Source organism: Pseudarthrobacter sp. TE9888, assembly GCF_056279345.1.
In genome coordinates, this window is sequence record NZ_JBWBRD010000002.1 from 549,112 (window position 1) to 575,534 (window position 26,423).

General features: G+C 67.8%; 24 protein-coding genes. 19 read left to right on the forward strand and 5 right to left on the reverse strand.

Annotated features, from left to right (window positions below; all coding sequences use genetic code 11):
• Positions 1–8: 8 nt before the first annotated feature.
• Positions 9–1,154, reverse strand: a complete 1,146-nt coding sequence (locus ACZ9J7_RS03215; RefSeq protein ID WP_476206973.1) for a carboxylate-amine ligase — start codon at positions 1,152–1,154, stop codon at positions 9–11.
• 204 nt (positions 1,155–1,358) lie between these two features.
• Between ACZ9J7_RS03215 and ACZ9J7_RS03220 the strand changes: the two genes are divergently transcribed.
• From ACZ9J7_RS03220 to ACZ9J7_RS03255, 8 genes are all read left to right on the forward strand, one after another.
• Positions 1,359–2,081, forward strand: a complete 723-nt coding sequence (locus ACZ9J7_RS03220; RefSeq protein WP_476206975.1) for a VIT1/CCC1 transporter family protein — start codon at positions 1,359–1,361, stop codon at positions 2,079–2,081.
• 43 nt (positions 2,082–2,124) lie between these two features.
• Positions 2,125–2,613 carry a hypothetical protein gene (locus tag ACZ9J7_RS03225; RefSeq protein ID WP_476206976.1) on the forward strand — a complete coding sequence of 163 codons (489 nt, stop codon included), beginning with the start codon at positions 2,125–2,127 and terminating at the stop codon, positions 2,611–2,613.
• Positions 2,614–2,820: 207 nt separating this feature from the next.
• Positions 2,821–3,678 (forward strand): aa3-type cytochrome oxidase subunit II, encoded by an 858-nt coding sequence (gene ctaC, locus ACZ9J7_RS03230; protein WP_476211795.1) that lies wholly within the window; start codon positions 2,821–2,823, stop codon positions 3,676–3,678.
• Between the two features lie 13 nt (positions 3,679–3,691).
• The gene (gene ctaD, locus ACZ9J7_RS03235; protein ID WP_476211796.1) at positions 3,692–5,452 is read left to right on the forward strand and encodes an aa3-type cytochrome oxidase subunit I; all 1,761 of its coding nucleotides are present in this window, start codon (positions 3,692–3,694) and stop codon (positions 5,450–5,452) included.
• Between the two features lie 337 nt (positions 5,453–5,789).
• On the forward strand, positions 5,790–6,842 hold the full coding sequence (locus ACZ9J7_RS03240) for an iron ABC transporter substrate-binding protein (protein ID WP_476206978.1): 1,053 nt from the start codon (positions 5,790–5,792) through the stop codon (positions 6,840–6,842).
• A gap of 4 nt (positions 6,843–6,846) precedes the next feature.
• Entirely contained in the window at positions 6,847–8,436 is a 1,590-nt protein-coding gene (locus tag ACZ9J7_RS03245; RefSeq protein WP_476206980.1) for an ABC transporter permease, read from the forward strand.
• Entirely contained in the window at positions 8,433–9,590 is a 1,158-nt protein-coding gene (locus ACZ9J7_RS03250) for an ABC transporter ATP-binding protein (protein ID WP_476206982.1), read from the forward strand. The genes ACZ9J7_RS03245 and ACZ9J7_RS03250 overlap by 4 nt, the downstream gene beginning before the upstream one ends.
• A 106-nt stretch (positions 9,591–9,696) precedes the next feature.
• Positions 9,697–9,963 carry a hypothetical protein gene (locus ACZ9J7_RS03255; protein WP_476206983.1) on the forward strand — a complete coding sequence of 89 codons (267 nt, stop codon included), beginning with the start codon at positions 9,697–9,699 and terminating at the stop codon, positions 9,961–9,963.
• Between the two features lie 14 nt (positions 9,964–9,977).
• Here ACZ9J7_RS03255 and nhaA read toward each other — a convergent pair whose 3' ends face one another.
• Positions 9,978–11,330, reverse strand: a complete 1,353-nt coding sequence (nhaA, locus tag ACZ9J7_RS03260; protein WP_476206984.1) for a Na+/H+ antiporter NhaA — start codon at positions 11,328–11,330, stop codon at positions 9,978–9,980.
• A gap of 82 nt (positions 11,331–11,412) precedes the next feature.
• A complete protein-coding gene (locus ACZ9J7_RS03265; protein WP_476206986.1) occupies positions 11,413–12,093 on the reverse strand; it encodes a PAS and ANTAR domain-containing protein in 681 nt (226 codons plus the stop codon).
• Between the two features lie 234 nt (positions 12,094–12,327).
• Here ACZ9J7_RS03265 and ACZ9J7_RS03270 point away from each other — a divergent pair, with 234 nt between their 5' ends.
• The 10 genes from ACZ9J7_RS03270 (at position 12,328) to ACZ9J7_RS03315 (ending at position 22,877) form a co-directional block, all read left to right on the forward strand.
• Positions 12,328–13,305 carry an IS481 family transposase gene (locus ACZ9J7_RS03270; protein WP_476206988.1) on the forward strand — a complete coding sequence of 326 codons (978 nt, stop codon included), beginning with the start codon at positions 12,328–12,330 and terminating at the stop codon, positions 13,303–13,305.
• A gap of 142 nt (positions 13,306–13,447) precedes the next feature.
• Positions 13,448–13,813 (forward strand): heavy-metal-associated domain-containing protein, encoded by a 366-nt coding sequence (locus ACZ9J7_RS03275; RefSeq protein WP_476206990.1) that lies wholly within the window; start codon positions 13,448–13,450, stop codon positions 13,811–13,813.
• Between the two features lie 70 nt (positions 13,814–13,883).
• Positions 13,884–16,013: a heavy metal translocating P-type ATPase gene (locus ACZ9J7_RS03280; RefSeq protein ID WP_476206992.1), complete on the forward strand. Its 2,130-nt coding sequence runs from the start codon at positions 13,884–13,886 to the stop codon at positions 16,011–16,013.
• Positions 16,014–16,045: 32 nt separating this feature from the next.
• Positions 16,046–16,465: a hypothetical protein gene (locus tag ACZ9J7_RS03285; protein ID WP_476206994.1), complete on the forward strand. Its 420-nt coding sequence runs from the start codon at positions 16,046–16,048 to the stop codon at positions 16,463–16,465.
• A 53-nt stretch (positions 16,466–16,518) separates the two neighbouring features.
• Complete coding sequence (locus ACZ9J7_RS03290; protein ID WP_476206995.1) at positions 16,519–17,151, forward strand: DUF305 domain-containing protein; 633 nt, start codon at positions 16,519–16,521, stop codon at positions 17,149–17,151.
• A gap of 134 nt (positions 17,152–17,285) precedes the next feature.
• Entirely contained in the window at positions 17,286–17,960 is a 675-nt protein-coding gene (locus ACZ9J7_RS03295; RefSeq protein ID WP_476206996.1) for an arsenate reductase/protein-tyrosine-phosphatase family protein, read from the forward strand.
• Positions 17,961–18,039: 79 nt separating this feature from the next.
• The gene (locus ACZ9J7_RS03300; RefSeq protein WP_476206998.1) at positions 18,040–19,179 is read left to right on the forward strand and encodes an LCP family protein; all 1,140 of its coding nucleotides are present in this window, start codon (positions 18,040–18,042) and stop codon (positions 19,177–19,179) included.
• Positions 19,180–19,369: 190 nt separating this feature from the next.
• Complete coding sequence (locus ACZ9J7_RS03305; protein ID WP_476207000.1) at positions 19,370–21,061, forward strand: alkaline phosphatase D family protein; 1,692 nt, start codon at positions 19,370–19,372, stop codon at positions 21,059–21,061.
• Between the two features lie 84 nt (positions 21,062–21,145).
• On the forward strand, positions 21,146–21,955 hold the full coding sequence (locus ACZ9J7_RS03310) for a histidine phosphatase family protein (RefSeq protein ID WP_476207002.1): 810 nt from the start codon (positions 21,146–21,148) through the stop codon (positions 21,953–21,955).
• Positions 21,939–22,877: an ADP-dependent NAD(P)H-hydrate dehydratase gene (locus ACZ9J7_RS03315; RefSeq protein ID WP_476207004.1), complete on the forward strand. Its 939-nt coding sequence runs from the start codon at positions 21,939–21,941 to the stop codon at positions 22,875–22,877. Before ACZ9J7_RS03310 ends, ACZ9J7_RS03315 begins: the two co-directional genes overlap by 17 nt.
• Positions 22,878–23,090: 213 nt before the next feature.
• On the opposite strand, the gene ACZ9J7_RS03320 is transcribed toward ACZ9J7_RS03315, so the two are convergent.
• Both ACZ9J7_RS03320 and ACZ9J7_RS03325 read right to left on the reverse strand, forming a co-directional pair.
• Positions 23,091–23,513, reverse strand: coding sequence for an Hsp20/alpha crystallin family protein (locus tag ACZ9J7_RS03320; RefSeq protein ID WP_476207005.1), 423 nt, complete (start codon positions 23,511–23,513; stop codon positions 23,091–23,093).
• A gap of 210 nt (positions 23,514–23,723) precedes the next feature.
• Positions 23,724–23,921 (reverse strand): hypothetical protein, encoded by a 198-nt coding sequence (locus tag ACZ9J7_RS03325; protein ID WP_387558462.1) that lies wholly within the window; start codon positions 23,919–23,921, stop codon positions 23,724–23,726.
• Between the two features lie 208 nt (positions 23,922–24,129).
• On the opposite strand from ACZ9J7_RS03325, the gene ACZ9J7_RS03330 reads away from it, so the two are divergent.
• Positions 24,130–26,346, forward strand: coding sequence for a S9 family peptidase (locus tag ACZ9J7_RS03330; protein WP_476207007.1), 2,217 nt, complete (start codon positions 24,130–24,132; stop codon positions 26,344–26,346).
• Positions 26,347–26,423: the final 77 nt, after the last annotated feature.

Consider the following 26,423-nt stretch of genomic DNA (forward strand, 5'->3'; position numbering starts at 1 on the left):
CAGGCCTTTCAGGAGGTTGGGACCGTGCAGTCCGCCGCGTCCTCCACTACGCGCTCCAGCTCACCGGTGCGGTGCAGCACCTCCATCTGCCGCACCGCACCGGTACCGTCCGCCAGCAGTCTGTCCATCAGGTCCTCCACCCGGTGCAGGTCGCCCATGTCCTCCAGCGCCCCGCGGACATGGTGCAGCAGGGAGTTGACGACGGCGAGCGCGGGCGCCGGGCGGTGCGTTTGGGGATCGAGCAGCTCACCCCGGAGGCCCCACCGGCTTGCCTTCCAGCCGGCAAGCCTGAGCAGCGCAGACGGGACGGACACCGGTTCGATCCCTTCCCGCCACTCCCTGGCGGCGGCTTCCACCAGGCCGCGGGCAATTCCGGCCAGCAGCACGGTGTTCTCCGGCCGCAGGCAGACGTCGGCCACCCGGATTTCCACCGTGGGGTAGTGCCGGGACAAGCGGGCGTCGAAGTACACCATGCCCTCGTCCATGGCGACGCCGGTGCTCACCATGTCATGCACCAGCTGGTGGTAGGCGTCCGGGGAGCCCAGGAGTTCCAGCGGCCCGGCGGACGGCCAGCGGTTCCACACCTGCGAACGGTAGCTGGCGTAGCCGGTGTCCTCGCCGTGCCAGAACGGGGAATTGGCGCTCAGCGCGACAAGCACCGGCAGCCAGTTACGCATGCGGTCCAGCACGGCCACGGCCTCCTCCGGGGACTCGACCGAGACGTGGATGTGGCAGCCGCAGGTGAGCTGTTCCCTGGCGGTCAGCCCGTACTCCTCCATCATTGCCCGGAACCGCCGGAGCTGTACGGGATGGGGATCGGCGGGCAGCGGCGAGGTTCCCAGTGCCGCCACCCTGACACCCACGTCCTCGGCCGCCTGGCGGGCGATGGCCCGGCCGGCCACGACGTCCTGTTCCAGCCGGGCCAGGGTGGCATGCGGGGGGCTGACCACCTCGATCATTTCCTGCTGGAACTCGGCTGTCAGGACGGGTCCGGACGCGGCTTCCAGCGGGCGGACGTAGAGGTCCAGGAGGGCCCCTGCCAGGGGTACGGCTTCCCCGGTTCCGGGATCCACGAGGAGCAGCTCCTCCTCGATGCCGAACGTCCGGCTGCCTGCACCCGCACCGCCGGAGCCGTCATTGCCATAGGTGTCCATCGCCGTCGTCCCCTGTCCCCTGCGCCGTTGCAAGTTCCTTCCCGCTGCCGGCCCTCAGCCCCCTGTCTCCAGGCGCTGTTGGAAGGAAACCTTATGATAAGCAGCCTTATCAATCCGTGGGAAGAGCCACCACTTCCCCGACCCGTGTGTTAGGGGATGCAAACCTTCATGGCGTACTGGCCGCCATGGTGCTTTACTGCCAACATGTCTGAAACCCTCAAGCTCAACCGCAACGAGCCCCACGACAGCAGCGTGGCAGCACGCCTGAACTGGCTGCGCGCCGGTGTACTGGGAGCGAACGACGGTATCGTCTCGGTCGCGGCAACCGTGGTGGGCGTCGCGGGCGTGACCAACGACCTCGCACCCATCCTGGTGGCGGGCACCGCCGCCGTGGTGGGCGGTGCCGTGTCCATGGCGCTGGGGGAATACGTCTCCGTGAGCAGCCAGAGTGACAGCCAGCGCGCGCTGATCGAAAAGGAACGCCAGGAGCTCAGGGACGATCCCGAGGGCGAACTGGACGAACTGGCCCACATCTACCAGAACAAGGGGCTCAGCGAAGCCACGGCCAGGACCGTGGCCGAGGAACTGACGGCGAAGGACGCCCTGAAGGCGCACCTCTCCGCCGAACTGAACATCGACGAAGAAGAAGTGGTCAGCCCCTGGCACGCCGCGTTCGCCTCCGCCATCGCGTTCACCGTCGGCGCCATCCTGCCCATGCTGGCCATCATCTTCCCGCCGGAAGCTGCCCGCATCCCGGTCACCTTCGTTGCCGTCATCCTGGCGCTGGCCCTGACCGGCACCATCAGCGCCAAGATCGGCGGAAGCTCCAAGCGCAAGGCAACCATCCGGCTGGTTGTGGGCGGCGCGTTGGCCATGGCCTTCACGTTCGCGGTGGGTAGCCTGTTGGGCACCACCGGCATCGCCTAGCAGCACCCACCCCGCCCGCCACCTACCGCCCAGGAGCGTCCACGTGCTCGAAATCGCCGGCCTTCCCGCCCACATCCTGCTGATTCACGGCGTGGTGGTCCTGGCCCCGCTGGCCGGTGTCCTGGCGGTGGTTTTCGCACTTCTCCGGCGCAGCAGGCGCTACCTGGCATGGCCGCTGGGCATCCTGGCGCTGATGATGGTTCCGCTGACGGTGGTCACTGCTGAAGCCGGGGAGCAGCTGGAGAAGGCCCGGCCGGCATCCCAACTCATCCAGGACCACGCCCACCAGGGAAGCTTCCTCCGCTATGTTGCGGCGCTGTTCCTGGTGGTGGTGGCGGTGCAGATCGCCGCCGCATTCCCCTCGCTGCTTGGCCGGCTGCCCGCCTTCCGCGGCCTGGCCACGCTCCTCGAATCCCGCTGGGTCCTTCCTGCCGCGTCCGTCTTGGGCGTCCTGGCGGGCCTGTTCCTGGTGTACCAGAGCATCGCCACCGGCCACTCGGGAGCAGCGTCAGTCTGGGCCGCCACGCGCTAGCGGAGCCAGCCCGGCGAAACGGTCCTCTTCGGGGACCTGCACCTGCTGCCCCGGGCGCCCTAAAAACCCTTCACATCGCCATGCTCCGCGCGTAGGGTGGGGCTCACAACTGCTGGTCCCCGGGCCGGCGGTGGGCTCATGCAGTCGGGCTTCTGGAGCATGCCGGAGGGACCACAAGTGGGTAAGAAACCGTTCCGAAACCACAGCATGCGGCGCTTCGCAGCGCTTGCCGCAGGGATTCTTGCCCTGCCCGCGCTGGCCTCCTGCTCCGCGGAAGTCTCCCGCGGTTTCCTCCCCGGAGCCCGTGACACCACCAACAACACCCAGCTGATCACGGACCTGTGGGTCAACTCCTGGATCGCCGCACTGGTGGTTGGCGTCATCACCTGGGGGCTGATGATCTGGGTCATCGTGGCGTACCGGCGCCGGAAGAACACCGTGGGGTTCCCACCGCAGCTGAGCTACAACCTCCCCCTCGAAGTCTTTTACCTCGCCATTCCGCTGATTGTCATCGGCGTCCTGTTCGTCTTTACCGACCGGGAACAGCGTGCCATCGATGCGCGCTACCCCAACCCGGACGTGGTGATCGATGTCTTCGGCAAGCAGTGGTCCTGGGACTTCAACTACGTCAAGGAACAGGTCCACGAGGACGCCGGGCAGCAGGCCCACCTGAACGGGTCCTATGGCGCACCGGACCGGCTGCCCACGCTCTACCTTCCGGTGGGGAAGACGGTGGAACTGCACCTGCAGTCCCGCGACGTCCAGCATTCGTTCTGGGTGGTGGATTTCCTGCAGAAGCGCGACCTCTACCCCGGTCACGAACAGTACAACCCGTACATCAGCATCACCCCCAACCGCACCGGCGAGTACATGGGCAAGTGCGCTGAGCTCTGCGGCGAGTACCACTCCGAGATGCTTTTCAAAGTCAGGGTGGTGACCCAGCAGGAGTACGACAACCACATCGCAGACCTGAAGGCGAAGGGCAACACCGGCAACCTGGGCGCCGACTACGACAGGGTCCCGCAATCGGCCCCTGCGCCGCAGCCCGCGGAAGTTACAGAGTAGTGAGGGCATGACGATGACCACCACAGGCCAACGAATGGGCGGCACCCCGGCCGCCGGAGTCCTGCCGGCACCCGTGGTCCCTAAATCCAAGGGACGCCTTGTGGTCAACTGGATCACCTCCACCGACCACAAGACCATCGGGTACATGTACCTGATCTCGTCCTTCGTGTTCTTCTGCGCAGGCGGCGTGATGGCGCTGCTGATCCGCGCCGAACTGTTCGAGCCCGGAATGCAGATCCTGCAGACCAAGGAACAGTACAACCAGCTGTTCACCATGCACGGCACCATCATGCTGCTGATGTTCGCCACCCCGCTGTTCGCAGGGTTCGCCAACGTGATCATGCCGCTGCAGATCGGTGCCCCGGACGTGGCGTTCCCGCGCCTGAACGCGCTGGCTTTCTGGTTCTTCCTGTTCGGTTCCACCATCGCCGTGTCCGGCTTCATCACCCCGCAGGGCGCGGCATCCTTTGGCTGGTTTGCCTACGCGCCGCTGTCCAACACCACCTTTACGCCGGGCATCGGCGGTGACCTGTGGGTCTTCGGCCTGGCGCTGTCCGGCTTCGGCACCATCCTGGGCTCGGTCAACTTCATCACCACCATCATCTGCATGCGCGCTCCCGGGCTGACGATGTGGCGGATGCCGATCTTCACCTGGAACACCTTGGTCACCGCCATCCTGGTGCTCATGGCGTTCCCGCCGCTGGCCGCGGCGCTGTTCGCCCTCGGCGCGGACCGGAAGTTCGGTGCCCACATCTTCGATCCCGCCAACGGCGGCGCCATCCTGTGGCAGCACCTGTTCTGGTTCTTTGGACACCCTGAGGTGTACATCATCGCGCTGCCGTTCTTCGGCATCGTCTCGGAGATCTTCCCGGTGTTCAGCCGCAAGCCCCTGTTCGGCTACAAGGGCATCGTGTATGCCACCATCGCCATCGCGGCCTTGTCGGTCACGGTGTGGGCCCACCACATGTACGTCACCGGCGCGATTTTCCTGCCGTTCTTCGCCTTCATGACCATGCTCATCGCGGTGCCCACCGGCGTGAAGTTCTTCAACTGGATCGGCACCATGTGGGGCGGATCGCTGACCTTCGAAACCCCCATGCTGTGGAGCCTGGGTTTCCTGGCCACGTTCCTGTTCGGCGGCCTCACCGGCATCATCCTGGCCTCGCCGCCCATGGACTTCCACGTCTCGGACACCTACTTCGTGGTGGCGCACTTCCATTACGTGGTGTTCGGCACCGTGGTGTTTGCCATGTTCGCCGGCTTCTATTTCTGGTGGCCCAAATTCACCGGCAAGATGCTGAACGAGCGGCTCGGCAAGATCCACTTCTGGATGCTGTTCCTGGGCTTCCATGCCACGTTCCTGATCCAGCACTGGCTGGGCGTCCTGGGCATGCCGCGCCGGTACGCGGACTACATGCCGGAGGACAACTTCACCTTCATGAACCAGTTCTCCACTGTCGGGTCCTACCTGCTGGGTGCGTCCCTGATCCCGTTCTTCTGGAACGTGTACATCACGTCGCGTTCGGCGAAGAAGGTCACCGTTGACGATCCCTGGGGTTTCGGGGCTTCACTGGAATGGGCCACCTCCTGCCCGCCGCCGCGGCACAACTTCACGTCGCTGCCGCGCATCCGGTCCGAGCGACCCGCCCTGGACCTGCACCACCCCGAGCTGAGTATCCGGCTCCACCCCTCGGAGGACGCGCCGGCGGAAAGCGTCCTGGGAGCCGCAGACATCGGGGCGCAGGACGTCCGCGATCCCAACCCGGACAAATAGCCCGGTCCGGTTTCGGGGGCGCACCGTACTTTTCGAGGCGCAGCATCGCTGGCGCACCCCAAAACCGGGCAGCGCCGGTGATGTTGCGCAGCGCATTCCATTTTCCGTTTCGGCAGCGGCATTGCGTGGCAGGAACGGGCCGGTCCCCTCACACCCACATCCCGATAATTACGTCACGCCATAGTTTCGTAATTGATGTGAACCTCATCACTTAAACGGGTTTTCGGCTTGGAGCTTAGGTTTGCCTACCCTACAGTTTTCAGACATAGGCAACATTAGTGTTGCGCAATAGGACCTCGGTTCAAGCAGACTTTTTTCCCCACCGAAAGCAGCCTCAATGAAGATCCGCAACAGCGCGCTGGCAGGTATCGCACTCGCCGCCACCGCAGCTCTCGGCCTGACCGCCTGCGGCGGCGGCACCCCGGCAGGCAACGGCTCCTCCGCCTCCGGCGGCGCGGCCTCCGGCGAGATCACCGTCTACAACGCCCAGCACGAAAGCCTCACCCAGGAATGGGTGGATGCCTTCACCGCTGAGACCGGAATCAAGGTGACCCTCCGCCAGGGCGATGACACGGAAATGTCCAACCAGATCATCCAGGAAGGCCAGGCCTCCCCCGCGGATGTGTTCCTGACCGAGAACTCCCCCGCCATGACGCAGGTTGAGAACGCCGGCCTGTTCGCGGACGTCAACAAGGACACCCTGGACCAGGTCCCGGCCGAGTTCTCTCCGTCCACCGGGAAGTGGACGGGCATCGCGGCCCGCTCCACCGTGCTGGTGTACAACAAGACCAAGCTCACCGAGGACCAGCTGCCCAAGTCGATGCTGGACCTGGCCAGCCCGGAGTGGAAGGGCCGCTGGGCTGCCTCGCCCACCGGCGCCGACTTCCAGGCGATCGTCTCGGCCCTGCTGGAACTCAAGGGCGAGTCCGCCACGGAGGACTGGCTGAAGGCCATGAAGGACAACTCCAAGGCCTACAAGGGCAACAGCACGGCCATGAAGGCTGTCAACGCCGGTGAAGTGGATGCCGCCCTCATCTACCACTACTACTACTACGGCGACCAGGCCAAGACCGGCGAGAACTCCAACAACGTCACGCCGTACTACTTCAAGAACCAGGACCCGGGCGCGTTCCTGTCCGTCTCCGGCGGCGGCGTGCTCAAGTCCTCCAAGAATGCTGCCGCTGCGCAGGCGTTCCTGAAGTTCATCACGGGCAAGAAGGGGCAGGAAGTCCTGAAGAACGGTACGTCCTTCGAGTACGCCATCGGCTCCGACGTGCCCGCCAACGACAAGCTGGTTCCCATCAAGGACCTGCAGGCTCCCAAGGTTGACGCCGCAAAGCTCAACTCGCAGAAGGTCAGCGATCTGATGACCCAGGCCGGACTACTCTAATTCCGTGACCTCCGATCTATCGGCTCCGCCAAGGGCGGGCGCGACGACGGCGGGCAGGGGCAGCAGCCCCCGCCCGCCTTTGGGCGTTTCCGCAGTATCTGTCCTGGCGGTGCTGATCGCCCTCTTCTCCCTCGTCCCGCTGGGGTACGTGGTCTACATGACGGTGGCAACCGGGTGGGATACCGCCGTCGGCCTCATCCTGCGGCCCCGCGTGGGCGAACTGCTCATGAACACGCTGCTCCTCATGGCAGCCACCATCCCGCTGTGCCTGCTGCTTGGCGTGGCGGGGGCGTGGCTGGTGGAACGGACCAACCTCCGCGGCCGCCGGATCTGGGCGGTCCTGCTGGCCGCACCGCTGGCCGTCCCGGCGTTCGTGAACAGCTACGCGTGGGTATCGGCCATCCCGTCGCTGGGCGGCCTGGGCTCGGGGATCCTGATCTCCACCCTGTCCTACTTCCCGCTGGTGTACATCCCGGCGGCCGCCACACTCAGCCGGCTGGACCCGGCCATTGAACAGTCCGCAGCCGCGCTGGGCCTGGGCGCCTGGCGGGCCTTCTTCCGGGTGGTCCTCCCCCAGTTGCGGATCGCCCTGACCGGTGGCGCGCTGCTGGTGGGACTGCACCTGCTCGCCGAATACGGCGCCTTCGCCATGATCCGCTTCGACACCTTCACCACTGCGATCATGACCCAGTACCGGTCCACGTTCAACGGGGCCGCCGGAAACATGCTGGCCAGCGTGCTGGTGTTCTTCTGCCTGCTCCTGCTGCTGGCGGAGGTCCGCAGCCGCGGCACCGCCCGGTACGCCAGGATCGGCTCGGGGGTCCAGGCCAGGGCGCTGCGCCTCCCGCTGCACGCCTACCAGGCCCCTGGCCAGGTCTTCCTGCTGGCACTCACGGCACTGGCGTTCGGCCTCCCGTTGTACTACGTGCTCAAGTGGATCGTGGCCGGCGGCGCCGAGGTGTGGGCCGCCGCCGAGTTCCTTCCCGCGCTTTTTGCCACCTTCGGGTACGGGCTCGCCGGTGCCGCGGCCACCATCGTGGTCGCCTTCCCCATGGCATACCTGGCGGTCCGGAAGCCCGGCTGGTTCAGCAAGTCCCTGGAACTGTCCAACTACGTCACCAGCTCCATGCCGGGCATCGTGGTGGCCCTGGCCTTCGTGACCGTCAGCATCCGCCTGGCGCCGGGGATCTACCAGACGGCCGGTGTGCTGGTGGCAGCCTACGTACTCCTGTTCCTCCCGCGCGCCCTGGTGAACCTTCGGGCCGGACTGGCGCAGGCCCCCAAGGAACTCGATGAGGCAGCCCAGGCGCTGGGCAAGCCCCCGCTTCTGGCGTTCATCCGCGTCACCCTGCGGCTCACAGCCCCGGCCGCAGCCGGCGGCGCAGCCCTGGTGTTCCTGGCCATCGCCAACGAACTCACCGCCACCTTGCTCCTCTCCCCCAACGGGACCAAGACGCTGGCCACCGAGTTCTGGAGCAAGAGCAGCGAGATCGATTACGCCGGCGCCGCGCCCTATGCCCTGCTGATGATCCTGCTTTCCGCGCCCATGACCTATCTCCTCTTCCAACAGTCCAAGAAAGTAGCCGGACAGTGACAGCACCATCAACCCGCAGGCTGCCCGAGCCGCGGGTGGCACCTTCGGTGGCAGCCACCACCAACAGCCACCTGCAGATCACGGACGTCACCAAGAACTTCGGATCCCAGGCGGTCCTCAGGGGCGTCAACCTGTCCGTGGCCAAGGGCGGGACCACCGCGATCGTGGGTCCGTCCGGTTCCGGCAAGACCACCCTCCTGCGCCTGATCGCAGGGTTCGAGCACCCGGACACCGGGACCATCTCGCTCAACGGCACCACCGTGGCCGGCGACGGTGCGTGGCTTCCGGCACATAAGCGGCAGATCGGCTATGTGGCCCAGGACGGGGCACTGTTCCCGCACCTGAACGTTGGCCAGAACATTGCCTTCGGCCTGAATCCGGCCCGGCTCGACGGCGGACGCCGCGCCGTGAACGACCGCGTGGCGGAGCTGCTGGAAATGGTGTCGCTGGATCCCTCCATGGCCAAGCGCCGGCCGCACCAGCTTTCCGGTGGACAGCAGCAGCGCGTTGCCTTGGCCCGCGCCCTCGCACGCGAGCCGGAACTGATGCTGCTGGACGAGCCGTTCTCAGCCCTGGACGCGGGCCTGCGCGTGGCCACCCGCCGCGCCGTGGCCAAGGTCCTGGCCGAGGCCGGCGTCACCACCATCCTGGTCACCCATGACCAGGCCGAGGCATTGTCCTTCGCGGACCAGGTGGCCGTGATGCGCGGCGGCAAGCTGGCACAGATCGGCAACCCCTTCGTGGTGTACACCCGGCCCGCGGACCGGGCCACCGCCGAGTTCCTGGGCGACGCCGTCATCCTGGACGCCTGGCTGGAAGGGACCCTGGCCACCTGCTCCCTGGGCGGCATCCCGGTGCGCAGGCCACCGGCGCAGGGCCGCGTGCAGCTGATGCTGCGGCCGGAACAGATCCGCATTGCCGAGGACGGCCCCATCCGCGGCGTGGTGGTGGACACCGACTACTTCGGGCCCGAAACCACCGTACGGCTGAAGCTCAATGTGCCCAAGGAAGTGGCGGAGCACGCCGACCACCGCTACCCGGGCGGCGGCGAAGTGATCACCATCCGGCACTGGAACGCCTCGATCGCCCGCCCCGGGATGGAGCTCTGCCTGCGCGTGGTGGGCGAGGCTGTGGCGTTCCCCATGGACGAGTAGCCCCTCCAGCCACACAAGACACAGAAAAAACACCGGGCCGAAACACTGCGGCAACCTGCCCACGGCAAGCTGTGCTTACGGGGACACAACAGCAGGAGGCAGCCCAATGGAGGCACAAGGAATTCGGACCGCCCAGCTCCGCATCGGCGACCAGATCGAGGCGTGGCACCGGGGCAGGCTCTTCCACAAAGGCCGGGTCACGGACGTCGTCCCGGCCCTCGAACTCTTCTGGATCCTGGACGCCCGGACCGGCGCGCGCAAGCTGCTGGACCCCGAGGCCCTGGAGATCCGCCACGTGGAACCGGCACCGGCGGCCCTCGCCGCCGCGGCCACGCTGGAGGCGGGGGCGGCACCGCCCCTCGCCCCGGCCTGACGCCCCCCCGGGGGTCAGGTGCGCTCCTGGTAGACGTCCGGGACGCCGTCGTTGTCAGAGTCCACTTTTTCGAGCTCTTCGGCAACCCGGTACTGCCGGTTGCGGGTGCGCAGGACGGCAGTTGCCAGCAGCGCCGCGATCAGTGACGCAGCCAGGATTCCCACCTTGGCGTGGTCATCGTGCAGGCTGCCCTGGCCAAAGCTGAGCTCTGCCACCAGCAGCGAGACGGTGAAACCAATCCCCGCCAGCAGGGACACACCGAACACATCGATCCACTTGAAAGAGCTGTCCAGGCGTGCCCGGGTGGCCTTGGTCAGGATCCACGTGGTGGCCAGGATGCCGATCGGCTTGCCCAGGACCAGGCCCAGGATGATGCCCAGGGCCACCGGGTCCGCCAGGGCCGACCCCAGGCCCGCCCAACCACCAACGGCCACGCCCGCGGAAAAGAACGCAAAAATGGGGACGGCTACGCCGGCGGAAATAGGCCGGAACCTGTGCTCGAAAATCTCCGCGAGCCCTGGCCCGGCCTCGGGTCCGCCGGAGGCCTGCGAGCGGATCACTGGGATGGCGAAACCCAGGAGCACGCCGGCCACGGTGGCGTGGATGCCGGACGCGTGGACCAGGGCCCAGGTGACGGCACCCAGGGGCAGCAGGATCAGCCAGGCGGCGGCCGCATGGCGGCCGAAGAACCGGCGGTACTTCTGCGCAAGGAAGGCGTAGAGGGCCAGCGGGATGAGCGCCAGCAGCAACGGGGCCACCTGGATGTCGCTGGAGTAGAAGAACGCGATGATGGTGATGGCGATCAGGTCATCCACCACGGCCAGCGTGAGCAGGAAGATCCGCAGGGCGCTGGGCAGGTGGGAGCCGATGATCGCCAGGACGGCAACGGCGAACGCAATGTCCGTGGCTGTGGGGATGGCCCAGCCACGGAGCGTGTCCGGACTGGAAAAATTGACGACGGCGTAGATCACCGCCGGGACGGCCACCCCTCCCACAGCGGCCGCCACGGGCACGATCGACTTGCTGAGCTGGCGCAGGTCACCGGCCACGAATTCCCGCTTGAGCTCCAGGCCCACCAGGAAGAAGAAAATGGCCAGCAGGCCGTCCGCCGCCCAGGCTCCGAGGCTGAGGTCAAGGTGCCACGGTTCGTAGCCCAGCTTGAAGTCGCGGAGAGCGAAGTAGCTGTCCGACGCCGGCGAGTTGGCCCAGACCAGCGCGATCACGGCGGCTGCGACCAGGAGGGCTCCGCCGACGGTCTCCTTGCGGAGGATCTCGCCGATCCGCAGCGCCTCTGAGTAACTGCCGCGCGAAAAGAGCGTGGAACCGAACAAAATGTTCCGGCGCGGGGTGGGCGGCGTGGAGTTCATGGGCGTCCTTAAATCCGGGTTCGACAAATCCATGCCGACCAGACTTCCCGGCGCACCTGCTTCAATCCTAAGGGAACAGGCTTCAGCCCGCGCAACGGCCCCGGGCTGGTTCCGGCCGGCCGTGCAGCTCGATGGCCCGCACGGCCCGGTCCAGGTAGGTCCGCGCCTCCGGTGAATTGGCCAGGTGGACCAGCTCCGCCGCCACCGCCACGAGTTTTACGTTCCGGTGGCTGCTGGTGGTCACCAGCATCTGGAAGGCGTCATCGGAGCCAATTTTGAGCTGGCCCATGAGGATTCCGCGCGCCTGGTCAATCACGGTGCGGGTTGCCGTAGCGCCGGCCACGGCCTCGCGGGCGGTTTGTTCGGTTTCGCGCTGCAGCGTCCGGCTGAGATCCACCATCACGCCTTCGAGCGCCGTGACTTCGCCGTCCGGGCCGAGGACAGCCTCGCCTGAGGTCAGCACGCGCCGCGTCCGGCCCTGGGCATCGACCAGCCGGTGGTACATGCAGAAGAAGCCGCCGGTGTTGCAGACCTGCGCCACGATCTCCTCGCACCGTCCGCGGTCATCGGGATGCTTGTGGGCGAAGACCAGCTCCATGGTGGGGACCACTTCGCCCCGGCGGTATCCGTGCAGCCGGTAGGTACCGTCGGACCAGTGGAAGGTTGGGCCTGCCGGCTCGATGTCCACCCTGAAGGTTCCGGCATCGGTTTCGCTGTCCCCGAGGGCACTCGAATACGTGTACAGGCCGCTGAGCTCCGTCACAGGTCCACCTCCCGGCGTACGCCGGCCCCCAGCGGGCCGGCTTTGTCCTCGCTCCCTCCAGTATGGCCGCCCCGGTGGAGGGAAGGTAGTGCGGGAGGCCCTATGGACGCCACTCGGGAAATGCCCTAGGTGTAATTCCCGCGGACGTTGTGAACAGCGTGGCGTGATGTAAAGGGCGAGGGCCTCCGGTATCGATTTGGGTTACCACACTCATCTCGACGCCAGGAGGCCCTCGTGTCCTACGTTACCCACGCCAACGCCGACCTCACACCCAAGGCCAGGGGTAAGCTCGCCCGCTTAGTCATCGAGCAGGGCTGGACGTTGCGCCGAGCCGCAGAGCGTTTCCAGTGCTCGCCCGCCACCGCAAAGAAATGGGTAGACCGGTACCTCGCCCGTGGTGAGGACGGCATGGCTGACGCGTCCTCCCGCCCGCGGCGGAGCCCGAACCGCACACCCATACGCACCGAGCGCCGGATCGTTGCGTTGCGTTTCAACCGGCGGTGGGGACCGCACCGGATTGCGGCCCACCTGGGCGTGGCCCGCTCGACCGTGGGCAAGGTCCTGGCCCGATACCGGATGCCCCGGCTGGCCTGCCTGGACCAGGGCACCGGGCTGCCGGTCCGGAAGCCTGCACCGCAGCGCTACGAACACAACAACGCCGGAGACCTGGTCCACGTGGACATCAAGAAACTCGGGCGCATCCCCGATGGCGGCGGGCACCGCGCCCTGGGCCGGGCGCTGGGCCGTAGGAACCGAAGGGCCGGTACCGGGTACGCGTACCTGCACCACGCCGTCGATGACCACTCACGGCTCGCGTACTCGGAAATCCTCGGCGACGAAAAGAAGGAAACCGCCGCCGCTTTCTGGATCCGCGCAGCAGGGTTCTTCGCCGCCCACGGCATCACCGTCAAAGCCGTACTGACCGATAACGGATCCTGCTACCGCTCCCGGGCCTTCGCAGCAGCCCTGGGCCCACACCTCAAGCATCGGCGGACCCGCCCCTACCGGCCGCAGACCAACGGCAAGGTAGAACGCTTCAACCGCACTCTCGCTACGGAATGGGCCTACGCCCGGCCCTACACTTCAGAAGCCGAACGCGCCGCCACCTACGACCATTGGCTCCACCACTACAATCACCACAGAACCCATACCGGCATCGGCGGCACAACCCCCATCAGCCGCGTTCACAACCTCAGTGGGAATTACACCTAGGGCACTTGACCCGTATACCCCTAGGGGGTATATTGGCGGTGTTGTCAGTGAAGTGGTATGTCCCGGCCGGCGCACGCGCCCCAGCCTTTCACAGCCGTTCAACCCCAGCACCCCTTGATGTCTTCAACGGATTGGACCTGACATGAACAGCGGAAACCGCCCCCAGCTCCCCCTCGCGTCCTCCGGCTGCAGTTGCTGCGGCCCTTCCAGTGCCGCCCAGCCAGCCGCCCTCCCCGTTCCGTCCGCGCAGGTGTCCCCCGCCGCCGTCGTGCTGACCGAAACCGAGGCCGAGGCCGGTGCCAGCACCCAGCGCAGCTTCGCGGTGGAGGGCATGACCTGCGGGCACTGCGTCCGGTCTGTCGAGGCGGCCGTGTCCGCCGTTACCGGCGTTGCTTCAGCCTCGGTTGACCTGGTCCCCGGCGGCCGCTCCCTGCTGGCCGTCACCGGCACCGCCCCAGACGCCGACATCCGCCAGGCCGTAACGTCGGCCGGCTACGCCCTGGCCTGAGACAGCCGGCGCCCCCACATTCCGCAGCCCCGGACCAGGTCCGGGTAGCGATTGCCTCCAAGGAGGACAAATGCAGGACCATCAGCACATGCAGCATTCCACCGGCCATGGACACCACCAGCGGCCCAGCGGGACGCTCACCCAGCCGCCGGCGCACGGTGCCGGCCACGCACACGGCACCCCGGCCGACGACGACCACACCGTCCACACCCACGGCCAGCACGCCGGGCACAGCACCGCCATGTTCAAGAACAGGTTCTGGCTGACCCTGGCCCTCGCCGTCCCCGTGGTCTATTTCAGCCCCATGATGGGCCATCTCCTGGGCTACATGCCGCCGGAGTTCACAGGCTCGGCCTGGATCCCGCCGGTCCTGGGTACGGTCATCTTCCTCTATGGCGGCCAGCCGTTCCTCAAGGGCGGCGTGCAGGAGCTGAAGGACCGCTCGCCGGGGATGATGCTGCTGATCGGCATGGCCATTTCCGTGGCCTTCGCTGCGTCCTGGGTCACCAGCCTGGGGATCGGCGGGTTCGACCTGGACTTCTGGTGGGAGCTGGCGCTGCTGGTGGCCATCATGCTGCTGGGCCACTGGATCGAGATGCGCGCCCTCGGGTCGGCGCAGGGCGCCCTGGATGCGCTGGCCGCCCTGCTGCCGGACGAGGCCGAACGCATCACGGACACCGGCACCGAGACTGTCCCGGTATCCGACCTCAGCCCCGGGGACCTGGTCCTGGTCCGGCCCGGCGCCCGCATGCCGGCTGACGGCAGCGTGGTGGACGGGCAGGCCGAGTTCGACGAGTCCATGATCACCGGGGAGTCCAAGACCGTGGCCCGCGGCGCCGGGGATGCGGTGGTGGCCGGTACCGTGGCCACCGACAGCAGCGTCCGGGTCCGGGTCACGGCCGTGGGGGACCAGACTGCACTGGCCGGGATCCAGCGGCTGGTGGAGGAAGCCCAGGCGTCATCCTCCCGTGCGCAGGCACTGGCGGACCGCGCTGCGGCGTTCCTCTTCTACTTCGCTGCCGGCGCCGGCGTCCTGACCTTCATCGCGTGGACCCTGCTCGGCAGCGTCCCGGACGCCGTCACCCGCACCGTCACCGTCCTGGTGATCGCCTGCCCGCACGCCCTTGGCCTGGCTATCCCGCTGGTGATTGCCATCTCCACCGAACAGGCCGCGCGCGCCGGTGTCCTGATCAAGAACCGGATGGCCCTGGAGCGCATGCGCACCATCGACGTTGTCCTGTTCGACAAGACCGGAACCCTGACCACCGGCGAACCGGAACTGAAGGACGTCGCCGTGGCGGACGACGCCGATCCCGACACCGTGCTGGCACTCGCCGCCGCGGTGGAGTCAGACAGCGAACATCCGGTGGCGCGCGCCATCGTGCGGGCCGCCAGGGAACGGAACCTGCGGCTCCCCGGCGCCACCGGCTTCACCGCCCTGACGGGCCGCGGCGTCCGGGCCGGCGTGGACGGACGTACGGTGCACGTGGGCGGGCCGGCGCTGCTGCGCGAGCTCGGCGTCGTCGAACCTGAATCGTTGGCTGCCAGTACGCGCACGTGGAGGGACCGCGGCGCCGCCGTGCTGCACGTGGTCGACGACGGCACGGTCCTGGGTGCCGTGAGCATGGAGGATGCGGTGCGGCCGGAGTCGCGGCAGGCCGTGTCGGCCCTGCAGCGGCGCGGCGTCAAGGTGGCCATGGTTACCGGCGACGCCCACCAGGTGGCGCAGGCCGTGGCCGCGGACCTGGGCATCGACGAGGTATTCGCCGAAGTCCTGCCGGCCGACAAGGACAAGAAGGTCGCCGAGCTGCAGGGCCGCGGGATGAAGGTGGCCATGGTGGGCGACGGCGTCAACGACTCCCCTGCCCTGGCACGGGCTGAGGTGGGCATCGCCATCGGCGCCGGAACCGACGTGGCCGTGGAGTCCGCCGGTGTGGTGCTGGCCGGGAATGATCCCCGGGCTGTCCTGTCCATGGTGGACCTGTCCCGCGCCAGCTACCGGAAAATGTGGCAGAACCTGGTGTGGGCCACCGGCTACAACATCCTGTCCGTGCCGCTGGCCGCCGGCGTCCTGGCCTTCGCCGGGGTGGTCCTCTCCCCCGCGGCGGGTGCCGTGCTGATGTCCGCGTCCACCGTGGTGGTGGCACTGAACGCCCAGCTCCTCCGGCGCCTGAAACTGAACCCGTCAGAGGTACGTTGAGTACTGCAGTCCGAACGGAAGGAGGGACGGCCTTGGCCACCCGTGCCGTGCCGGCCCTCCTTCGCAGGGCATGGCTGTTCGCCGCTGCCCTGGCCGTGATCGCGGGGCTGCTGGGCATGCATGTCCTGACCTCCGGGCACGCTTCGCACGGGTCCATGGCACAGGGGGCTGTTCCGCACAGCACAGCTCCGCAGCCTGCCCACGCGCCGGCCGCAGCTGCCGTGGACACACCGGACCTGGCCTCGGCCGCCTGCGGCGACGCGTGCCCGGGAGCGAAGGAGTCCGGGGCGCCCTGCGTCCCGTCCGCGCCCAGCGGCCCGCTCGCCATTTCCCCGCCGCAGGCAACCCTGGCCGTCCTGCCGCTGCAGCCGGCCGGCGGCAATCCCGCGCCCGGCTACAGCTACCTGCCGCCGAGCCCCACGCCCTGCGAGCTGTCCATCAGCCGGACGTAAGCCGGGCTGCGCCACCCAGCACGGCCCAGTTCCATTACTCCTGAAGGACGACCATGAACACCACTTTCAAGACCCTTTCCATCGCTGCTGCCCTGGCCGCCTCGCTCGGCCTCGCCGGATGCGCCGCCAATGCCGGTTCCGGCAACAGCATGCCCATGGACCACGGCAGCTCCGGCGCCATGTCCAGCACCATGCCTGGCGCCGGCAGCACGCCCAGCGCCGGCACCGACCACAACCAGGCGGACATCATGTTTGCCCAGATGATGATTCCGCACCACTCCCAGGCCGTGGAAATGAGCGACATCATCCTGGCCAAGAAGGACATGCCCGCCGACGTCACCGCGCTTGCCACCAAGATCAAGGCGGCCCAGGCACCGGAGATCAAGCAGATGACCGGGTGGCTCACCGGCTGGAACGTGCCCATTGTGATGAGTGACCATTCCGGGCACGGCATGGCAGGCATGGTGGACGACGACGGGATCAACCAGCTCAAGTCCGCTACCGGTGCCGAGGCCGCCCGGCTGTTCCTCCAGCAGATGATCGGCCATCACGAGGGCGCCATCGACATGGCCCAGCAGGAACTCAGCGCCGGCAAGTTCCCGGACGCGGTCAAGCTGGGCCATGGCATCGTGGATGCCCAGCAGGCGGAGATCACCCAGATGAAACAGCTGCTGGCCGCGCTGTAGCAGGCGGACCCGCGAAAGCGCGCGGCGCGGCGGCGGCACCCCGGTCCGGGAGGTCGCTGCGCGCCGTCGCGTGTTAAGTTGAAAGGCACGGGCCCGAGCGGGTCCGGCACCAGCTGGGAAAAGAGAACACCTCCTTGGACACTTCCACACCAGTACGAATCCTGACCGTCTGCACCGGAAACATCTGCCGGTCGCCGGTGGCTGAGCGGCTGCTGCAGGCAGGGCTGGACCAGGCGGTGCCGGGCGGCTTTCAGGTGTCCAGCGCCGGTACCCGGGCCCTGGTGGGCGAGCCGATGCAGCCTCTCTCCGCGGAGATCGTGCGGACCTTCGGCGGGGACCCGGAAGGGTTCGCCGCGCGGCAGCTGACGCCCAAGATCCTGCGCGGGGTGGACCTGGTGCTCACCATGACCTCCGGCCACCGCGGAGAGGTCCTCCAGCTTGACGCTTCCTTGCTCAAGCGGACGTTCACCATCCGTGAGTTCGCGCGGATGCTCGATGTCCTCGATCAACGGGAAGACCGCCAGCGGGCGGACAGCCAGCCCGCCGCCGTCGCGCCTTCGCAGGACACCGGGTCCGACGTCGATGGCGGGCTCGGCGCCAATGCCGCCTTGTGGCGGGGGCTGCCGGCGCGGGCCGCCGGAGTAAGGCACCTCTCGCTGCCGGCCGATTCCTCGGACAACGACATCGTGGACCCCTACCGCCGCGCTCCGGAGGTATACCGGGAGATGGAGGACCAACTGGCCCCTGCGATTGTCTCCATCCTGCGCCACGCACGGCTCAACTCCCCGGTCCATGGGGGCGCCAGGTGACAGTTTGGATACTCCTGTAGCCAATAGGGGCCTGCGGGACGGACACTGATCCCACCAGTCACAATGAGGTGGAGGCGGCATGAGCGTTCCAGGCGGTTCTGATTCATCCGGCGCCGGAAATTCCGGCTCCCGGAAACCCGGCCCAACCCGTTCCCCCCGGCCTGCCTGGATGCTTGCCCTGGGGCGGCGCCGCTGGATCGCCGCGCTGGTGGCGCTGGTGCTGGTGGTGGCCGCCGGCGTCGCGGTCTTCAGCCTGAACCGTGCTGGCCAGGAAGCCCAGCCGGCAGCCACCCAGACCCAGTCGCCCAGCCCGTCGCCCACGCCCTCGCCCACGCCGTCGGAAACTCCTCCAGCGGTCCCTGCCCCACCGCCACCACCGGCGCCGATCCCGGACCTGCCGGCGGTCCCTATGAACATCCTCGTCATCGGCAGCGATATCCGTGACACCCCAGCCCGCGACGCCGCGGCCCACACCGCTGCCACCGGCGAACCCCAGGACCAGCGGGCCGACACCCTCATGGTGGTCCACGTCCCTGCCGACCGGCGGAACCTCTACCTCATCTCGATCAACCGGGACAACTGGGTGGACATCCCCGGTTTCGGCAGCGCCAAGATCAACGCCGGGCTGCAGTACGGCGGTATCGACATGGAGACCGCCACCGTGCAGCAGCTGCTGGGCATCACCATCGACCACACCCTGATGCTTGACTTCGGCGGTTTCAAGCTCCTGGTGGACGGCCTGGGCGGCATCGACGTCAACGTGCCCATGGACTTCCAGTCCAGCATCGAAACCCAGCACGTCTTCAGCGCCGGCATGAACCACCTCGATGGCCAGGCCGCCCTCGAATTCTCCCGCGAGCGCTACGCCTTCTCCGACGGCGATTTCCAGCGGGTCCGCGACCAGCAGATCATGCTCCGCGCGATCCTGGCCCGGCTCACGGGAGGCGGTGCCCTGAACGACGTGACAGCGGTGCGGTCGCTGGTCGATTTTGCCTCCTGCTGCCTGACGGTGGACAAGGCCTTTGACCCCGTCCAGGCTGCCATCCTCGCGTACAGCCTGCGCAACCTTGACGTGAACGCCATCGGAACCATGACCCTTCCCACGCTGGGATCGGGCTTTGTAGCAGGGCAGTCCGTGCTGTTTCCCGATTACGCCGGCATTGCGGCGGTGGGTGCGGCCTTGCGGGAGGGCCGGATCGGCGACTTCGCGAAGCCTTAGCCCTGGCGGCGCGCTGCGGCATGGCGGCGCAGCGATGCGCATACCCCTTGCCGCGGCGGATATTCCTTTCCGCGGCCCACATCCCGGGGGCGCCAGGGAATCTGCGCGTCGCGGGTGAATTTGTGCGTCGTACACCCCGGGTTCACCCGGCCGCCAGCGTTTGTGTGCCGGCCCGGGAAAGGCTGGGGACATGACTGAATCTTCCCAGGCCGGGGTTTCCCGCCGCACCATCGTCAAGAGTTCCGTCCTCGCCGCCGCGCTGGCCTCCGTTCCTGCAGCCAACGCAACGGCCGCCACCCAGTCTCCCGCCGGCGTCCCGCTGGTCCGCAACCGGCTCACCCTGCCCAGCGGGATCGCCACAGGCGACGTCACCTCCGATTCCGCCGTGCTCTGGTCCCGTGCCTTGGGCGCCGGGCGGATGACGGCGGTCCTGCGGGCAGTGGACGACGCCGGCGAGGTCCTGCGCGGGCGCGGCGCCTTTGAGCGGGTCCTCCGCGGGCCCCGCGCCACCCAGGCGTCCGACTTCACCGCGAAGATCCACGCCGGGAACCTGCCGTCCAACACCCGCTTCGCGTTGGAGATCAGCTTCGAGGACGACGGCGGCGCGGCCGGCGAGACGGTCCGCGGCGGCTTCCGCACGGCGCCGGACACGGGGTCGGTCAACGGCAAGGGCCGCACCGGTGGGACGGGCAACGGCGGCGGGGTCCCGGCGTCGTCCGCGCAAAGCTTTGTGTGGACCGGTGACACGGCCGGCCAGGGGTGGGGCATCAACGAGGAGATCGGCGGCATGCGCGGCTACCGGGCCATGCACCAGACCCGCCCGGACTTCTTCATCCACTCCGGCGACACCATCTACGCCGACGGCCCCATCGCCGAAACCGTGGTGGAAAAGGACGGGCAGGTGTGGCGGAACCTGGTGACGGAAGAGGTGTCCAAGGTTGCCGAGACGCTCACCGAGTTCCGCGGCAGGCACCGCTACAACTCCATGGACGTCAACATGCGGGCCTTGTTCGCGGACGTGCCGGTGATTGCGCAGTGGGATGACCACGAGACGCACAACAACTGGTACCCAGGCCAGATCCTGGACGACTCCCGCTACACGGTGCGGGACGTCAACACCCTCGCCGCCCGCGGCCGGCAGGCATGGCAGGAGAACATGCCTATCGCGGACAGTTCGGCCCTTTGGCGCCCGGGAACATTCGACGACGCCGGCACGTACCAGCCCGCCCGCATCTACCGGAAGATTTCCCGGGGCCCGCAGCTGGACATCTTCTGCCTGGACATGCGCACCTACAAGTCCCCCAACACCGACGGCAAGGAACCCTACGCCACCGCCATCCTGGGCCAGGAGCAGGTGGACTGGCTGGTCAGCGAGGTCAGCAAATCCAAGGCCACCTGGAAGGTGATCGCCAACGACCTGCCGCTGGGCGTCGTGGTGCCGGACGGCCCGGTGAACGAGGAGAGCGTGTCCAACCGCGACGCCGGTGCCCCCTTGGGCCGTGAACTGGAGCTCGCCGGGGTGCTGAGTGCGTTCAAGCGCAACGGCGTCAAGAACACGGTGTGGCTCACCGCCGATGTGCACTACTGCGCCGCCCACCACTACTCCCCCGAACGCGCAGCCTTCACGGACTTCGACCCGTTCTGGGAGTTCGTGGCCGGCCCCATCGCGGCAGGATCCTTCGGCCCCAACGCGATGGACGGCACGTTCGGTCCCGAGGTGGTGTTCTCCAAGGCCGGACGCTTCGCCGGTGAGTCCCCGCGCGACGGCGAAAACCAGTTCTTCGGGCACGTCCAGCTGGGTGAGGACAACAGCTTCACCGTGAGCCTCCGCAACGCCAACGGCGCCACCGTGTTCTCGAAGGTCCTGACCCCCGAGCGGTAGGCCTTCGGTTATTTTCCGCCGTGCCGTGGGTACGCCGTGGGTAATGTTCCTGCATTTGGCACGGCGAGCGGACGGGGTGGTGTTGTGAAGGATGAGCGGACGAAGGGTACTGCTGCGGCGGACGACGACGGCCTGACCCAGGCAGTCCAGGAGGCCGGGGCCGTGGAGCTGCTGTTGATCCGGCACGGGGAAAGCGAAGGCAACGTTGCGGCCACCGAGGCGCGGGAAGCCGGGGTGGAGGTCATCGAGGTTCCCGCCCGCGATGCGGACGTGAACCTGTCCGGGACGGGACGGGACCAGGCCAAAGCGCTGGGCAGCGCCCTGGGCCGGATCGCTGCGGAGCTGCGGCCGGACGCTGTGGTGTCCTCCCCCTATGCTCGGGCCCGGCAGACGGCCGAGATCGCGGTGGAAACCGCCGGGTGGCCGGTGCAGGTGCACACGGACGAGCGGCTCCGGGACCGTGAACTGGGCATCCTGGACCGGCTCACCCGGCTGGGAGTGGAGAACCGCTACCCGGAGGAATCCGAGCGCCGGGACTGGCTCGGCAAGCTGTACTACCGGCCGCCCGGAGGGGAATCCTGGGCCGACGTGGCGCTGCGGCTCCGGTCCGTCCTGGCGGAGTTGAACAACCTGGGCAACGGACACCGGGTGATGCTGGTGTGCCACGACGCCGTGATCATGCTGTTCCGCTACGTGCTGGAGGGGCTCAGTGAAGAAGAGCTGCTGGACCTTGCCGCCAGGGAAGCCATCCTCAACGCGTCGGTGACCCGGTTCGTCCGCCCGTCCGGCGCGGGCCCGTGGACACTGGAGAGTTTCAATGTTGCCGACCACCTGGCCGAGCAGGGCGTCGCGGTCACGGAGCACGGAGGAGATACCAGTGTCCGGCCGCAGTGACTCCTCTCCCGTCCCCGTAACGCCCTCGCTCCTGCGGGACTGGCGGTTGCCGGCACCGGGCGCTGACAAGTATTCCCGCGGCTCGGTGCTGGTGGTGGGCGGCGCCCGCTCCACCCCCGGCGCGGCACTGCTGGCAGGCGTTTCGGCGCTGCGTGCGGGAGCGGGGAAACTTACGCTGGCCGTGGCGGAGTCGGTGGCCGTACAACTTGGAGTGGCGGTACCGGAATGCGGGGCCATCGCGATGCCGGAAACGTCCGGCGGCTCCGTCAAGGCCGAACTCGATGGCATCTCCTCCTACCTGGACCGGGCGGACACCCTGCTGGTCGGGCCCGGGCTGGACGACCCCGACCTCGCCGGCGAACTGCTGCAGGCCATGCTTCGCCGCGAGGCTGGCCGTGGCGGCGACGGCACCTCCGGCGATCCCGACGGCAGCCAAGGAGGTCCCGCCGTCGCCCTCGATGCCTATGCACTGGCCGCTTTGGTGCACCTGGAGGACCAGCTGGACCCTTGGCGCGGCCGGTTGATCCTCACGCCGAATCCCACCGAAGCGGCGATCCTGCTGGGACGGGACGTGGCGGACCTCGAAAAGGACGTCGCCGAAATCTCTGAACGGTTTGGTGCCGTGGTCAGCTGCCAGGGGCTGATCAGCAAGCCACCGGGGCTCGATGCCGACGGCCCAGCCCTGTGGAAAATCACCACCGGGTACGGCGGTTTGGGCACGTCCGGCAGCGGCGACGTGCTGGCGGGGGCGATTTCCGGGCTCCGGGCGCGCGGCACCACCGCCGCGCAGGCAGCCTGCTGGGGTACGCACCTGCACGCGGCGGCCGCGGACCGGCTGGCCAGCAGGATGGGGCCGCTGGGATTCCTGGCCCGCGAGTTGGCCGATGAACTGCCCGCGCTGATGCTGGAACTCAGCGTCTGAACGCAGGCCCCGGCGGCGGGGCCGGGCGGCCGGATCCCGGACGCGTGTCCCCGGACGCGTGGATGGCCCCCGGCCGGAACCGGGGGCCACCGTGGCGGGAGGTTAAGGCCTACGCTGCCGATGCGCTGTCTGGCGCTGTGGCGTGCACAGAATGGCGATACGCCCCAAAAAGGCAGTCAACAGATGTGCCCGCCTCCCGGTCCTATGGTGAAACTAAGCGGCGATTTCCTGCTTTGCCCCCTTCGTTTCGATCTCGATCTTGCGCGGCTTGGCCTTTTCGGCGACCGGGATCCGCAGCGTCAGGACGCCGGCGTCGTAGCTGGCCTTGACGTGGTCAGTATCCAGCGTGTCGCCGAGGATCAGTTGGCGGCTGAAGACGCCGCGCGGCCGTTCGGAGGCGACCAATTCGGTGTCCTTGTCCACGGGGTCCGGGCGTTCGGCCCGCACCGTCAGGACATTCCGTTCAACATCCAGGTCCACCGAGTCCGCCGTAACGCCGGGCAAATCGAAGGCCACGACGAATTCCTGGTCCTCACGCCATGCATCCATCGGCATCGCCGCCGGGCGTGCAGCCGTGCCGAGGACCTGCTGGGCTAGCCTGTCCAGCTCGCGGAACGGATCGGTTCGCATCAACATGGCTTCCCTCCTCGTAAGAGATGGTCCAACATCATTCCCATATCAGCCGATCTATGGTGGCTGATATAGATTTTTTAGCACTGGAAGACCAGGTCCGCAAGGGTTTCCAGCAGCGGATTCCGGAAGATTTTCCGGCCCCCGCGGGCACAAAAACGGGCCCTTCCAGCTGTGCATAGCAGGCAGTGGAAGGGCCATTTCCGAGGTTGGCGGTCAGTCCCTGGTGGGGTCCGGGCGGAGCGGCGCCGGGCCTGGATCCGGGACGGGCAGCGGGCCCGGGGGCTCCGGCGCGGGGAACGGGTTCGGGGATGGCGGGCCGGGCGGGCGCGGCTGGGTGGGGTCCGGGGAGGTGGGCTCCGGGCCGGGTTCCGGCGGAAACGGCTCAGGTTCGTGCACTGGCGGGATGGTCATGAACTTCCCTTCTCACGCTGGGCGGATGTGCCTTGAACTGACCAGCCTACGCTTGCGCCCCGCCGGCAACCACCCTCCCCTCCCCGGTTGCTCCATCACGACGGCGGGAGGTTTCCACCGTGCGCCCAGTCCCGTCCGGCGCCTGGGCCAGTCACGCAGTCAGCGAACGTCCTGCCGACTTGCCGGAGGCGGTCTATATATTGAATCCATGACCTCCACTTCCCTGCAGGATTCCGCCGGCACTGCGGTCCCGGCTCCCCCGGCCGCCAAGAAGATCCCCACCGAGCGCACCCACCACGGGGAGACCTTCGTGGACAACTACGAGTGGCTGCGGGACAAGGAATCGGCGGAGGTGGTGGAGCACCTGCGGGCCGAAAACGCCTACCAGGAAGCCGTCACCGCGCACCAGGCACCGCTCCGGGAGGCCATCTTCCAGGAGATCAAGGGCCGCACCCAGGAAACCGACCTGTCCGTCCCGCACCGCAAGGAAGGGTGGTGGTACTTCAGCCGCTCCACGGAGGGCAAGGAGTACGGCATCCACTGCCGGGTAAAAGCAAAGGACACCGGGGACAAGGTGGCCGACTGGACGCCGCCGGCCGTGGAGGCCGGGGTGGAAATCCCGGGCGAGGAGATCCTTCTGGACGGCAACGTGGAGGCCGAAGGCAAGCCGTTTTTCTCCGTTGGCGGGACGGCGGTCACCGTGGACGGAAACCTGTACGCCTATGCGGTGGACAACGCCGGCGACGAACGCTTCACGCTGCGGATCAAGGACCTGCGCACGGGCGGCCTGCTGCCGGATGTCATCGAGAACATCTTCTACGGGGTGGCGTTCTCCCCGGACGGCACCCGCCTGTTCTACACCGTGGTGGACGACTCCTGGCGCCCCTACCAGGTGAAGGCGCACGTCCTGGGCACGCCCGTGTCGGAGGACGTGGTGGTGTACCAGGAGGACGACGCCGCCATGTGGCTGGGCTTCGAACTCTCCGCGGACCGCCGCCACCTGGTGCTGGGGATCGGATGCTCGGAGTACAGCGAAACCAGGCTGCTGCGCTTCGACGATCCTGCCGGCACCGTCACCACGGTGATTTCCCGCAACGAGCGCGTCCTGTACGAGGCAGAGCCCTTCCTGCTGGACGGGGAGGAACGCATCCTGCTCACGCACAACCGCGGCGCCATCAACTCGATGGTCTCCCTGGCTGACCCGGCCGAGCTGGAAAAGCCGCTGGCCGAGCAAGCCTGGCAGACCGTCGTCGGGCATTCCGACGACGTGCGGGTCAACGGCGCCGGCGTCACCGCCACGCACCTGGTGGTGTCCATCCGCAAGGACACCATCGAACGCGTGCAGGTGATGGGACTGGCCGGCCTGGGCACGCCCGCCCAGCAGGAGCCCGTGGAACCGGCTTTCGACGAGGAGCTTTACACCGCCGGTGTGGGCGGCTCGGACTATGAATCCCCCGTCATCCGGCTGGGCTACACGTCCTACTTCACGCCGTCGCGCATCTACGATTTCGTCCTGCCCACGCCCGAGCAGCCGGCCGGTGAGCTGCTGCTGCGCAAGGAAAGCCCCGTCCTGGGCGGCTACGACGGCAGCGACTACGTAGCCACCAGGGAATGGGCGACCGCCGGCGACGGCACGCGCATCCCGCTGTCCGTCCTGCGGCACAAGGGCGTGAAGCAGGATTCGACGGCGGCTGGCCTGGTCTACGGGTACGGCTCCTATGAGATGAGCATGGACCCGGGCTTCGGCATCGCGCGGTTGTCGCTGCTGGACCGCGGCATCGTGTTCGTGATCGCCCACATCCGCGGCGGCGGCGAGCTGGGGCGGCACTGGTACGAGGACGGCAAGAAGCTCACCAAGAAGAACACCTTCACCGACTTCGTGGACGCCACCGACTGGCTGGCAGGCTCCGGATGGGTGGACCCGGCCCGGATCGCCGCGCTCGGCGGCTCCGCGGGCGGGCTGCTGATGGGCGCTATCGCCAACATGGCACCCGATAAGTACGCCGCCATTGTGGCGCAGGTGCCGTTCGTGGACCCGCTCACCAGCATCCTGGACCCGGACCTGCCGCTCTCCGCGCTGGAGTGGGAGGAATGGGGCAACCCCATCACCGATCCCCAGGCCTACGCCTACATGAAGTCCTACTCCCCGTATGAGAACGTGCGGGAGGTGGCGTACCCCAAGATCGCCGCCGTGACGTCCTTCAACGACACCAGGGTCCTCTACGTGGAGCCGGCCAAGTGGGTGCAGGAACTGCGGAACAAGACCACGGGGACCGAGCCCATCGTCATGAAGATCGAGATGGACGGCGGCCACGGCGGCGCCTCCGGCCGGTACGTGCAGTGGCGCGAACGCGCCTGGGACTACGCGTTCATCGCCGATGCCCTGGGCGCTACGGAACTCCTCCCCGGCGCCGGCCTGAAGTAACCCATCGATTGCTCCCCACCGGCCCCCTGGCCTCGCAAGCTCGGCTGGGGAACCCTGCCGGCGTGGGCCCACGTAAA

Bases quoted from the DNA above. Each gene is read 5' to 3' on its own strand.
- ACZ9J7_RS03325 (WP_387558462.1), bottom strand. From the start codon at position 23,921: ATGACCATCCCGCCAGTGCACGAACCTGAGCCGTTTCCGCCGGAACCC.
- ctaD (WP_476211796.1), top strand. From the start codon at position 3,692: ATGACCACCACAGGCCAACGAATGGGCGGCACCCCGGCCGCCGGAGTC.
- ctaC (WP_476211795.1), top strand. From the start codon at position 2,821: ATGCGGCGCTTCGCAGCGCTTGCCGCAGGGATTCTTGCCCTGCCCGCG.
- ACZ9J7_RS03215 (WP_476206973.1), bottom strand. From the start codon at position 1,154: ATGGACACCTATGGCAATGACGGCTCCGGCGGTGCGGGTGCAGGCAGC.
- ACZ9J7_RS03275 (WP_476206990.1), top strand. From the start codon at position 13,448: ATGAACAGCGGAAACCGCCCCCAGCTCCCCCTCGCGTCCTCCGGCTGC.
- ACZ9J7_RS03320 (WP_476207005.1), bottom strand. From the start codon at position 23,513: ATGTTGATGCGAACCGATCCGTTCCGCGAGCTGGACAGGCTAGCCCAG.
- ACZ9J7_RS03300 (WP_476206998.1), top strand. From the start codon at position 18,040: ATGAGCGTTCCAGGCGGTTCTGATTCATCCGGCGCCGGAAATTCCGGC.
- nhaA (WP_476206984.1), bottom strand. From the start codon at position 11,330: ATGAACTCCACGCCGCCCACCCCGCGCCGGAACATTTTGTTCGGTTCC.
- ACZ9J7_RS03330 (WP_476207007.1), top strand. From the start codon at position 24,130: ATGACCTCCACTTCCCTGCAGGATTCCGCCGGCACTGCGGTCCCGGCT.
- ACZ9J7_RS03220 (WP_476206975.1), top strand. From the start codon at position 1,359: ATGTCTGAAACCCTCAAGCTCAACCGCAACGAGCCCCACGACAGCAGC.
- ACZ9J7_RS03280 (WP_476206992.1), top strand. From the start codon at position 13,884: ATGCAGGACCATCAGCACATGCAGCATTCCACCGGCCATGGACACCAC.
- ACZ9J7_RS03290 (WP_476206995.1), top strand. From the start codon at position 16,519: ATGAACACCACTTTCAAGACCCTTTCCATCGCTGCTGCCCTGGCCGCC.
- ACZ9J7_RS03240 (WP_476206978.1), top strand. From the start codon at position 5,790: ATGAAGATCCGCAACAGCGCGCTGGCAGGTATCGCACTCGCCGCCACC.
- ACZ9J7_RS03255 (WP_476206983.1), top strand. From the start codon at position 9,697: ATGGAGGCACAAGGAATTCGGACCGCCCAGCTCCGCATCGGCGACCAG.
- ACZ9J7_RS03305 (WP_476207000.1), top strand. From the start codon at position 19,370: ATGACTGAATCTTCCCAGGCCGGGGTTTCCCGCCGCACCATCGTCAAG.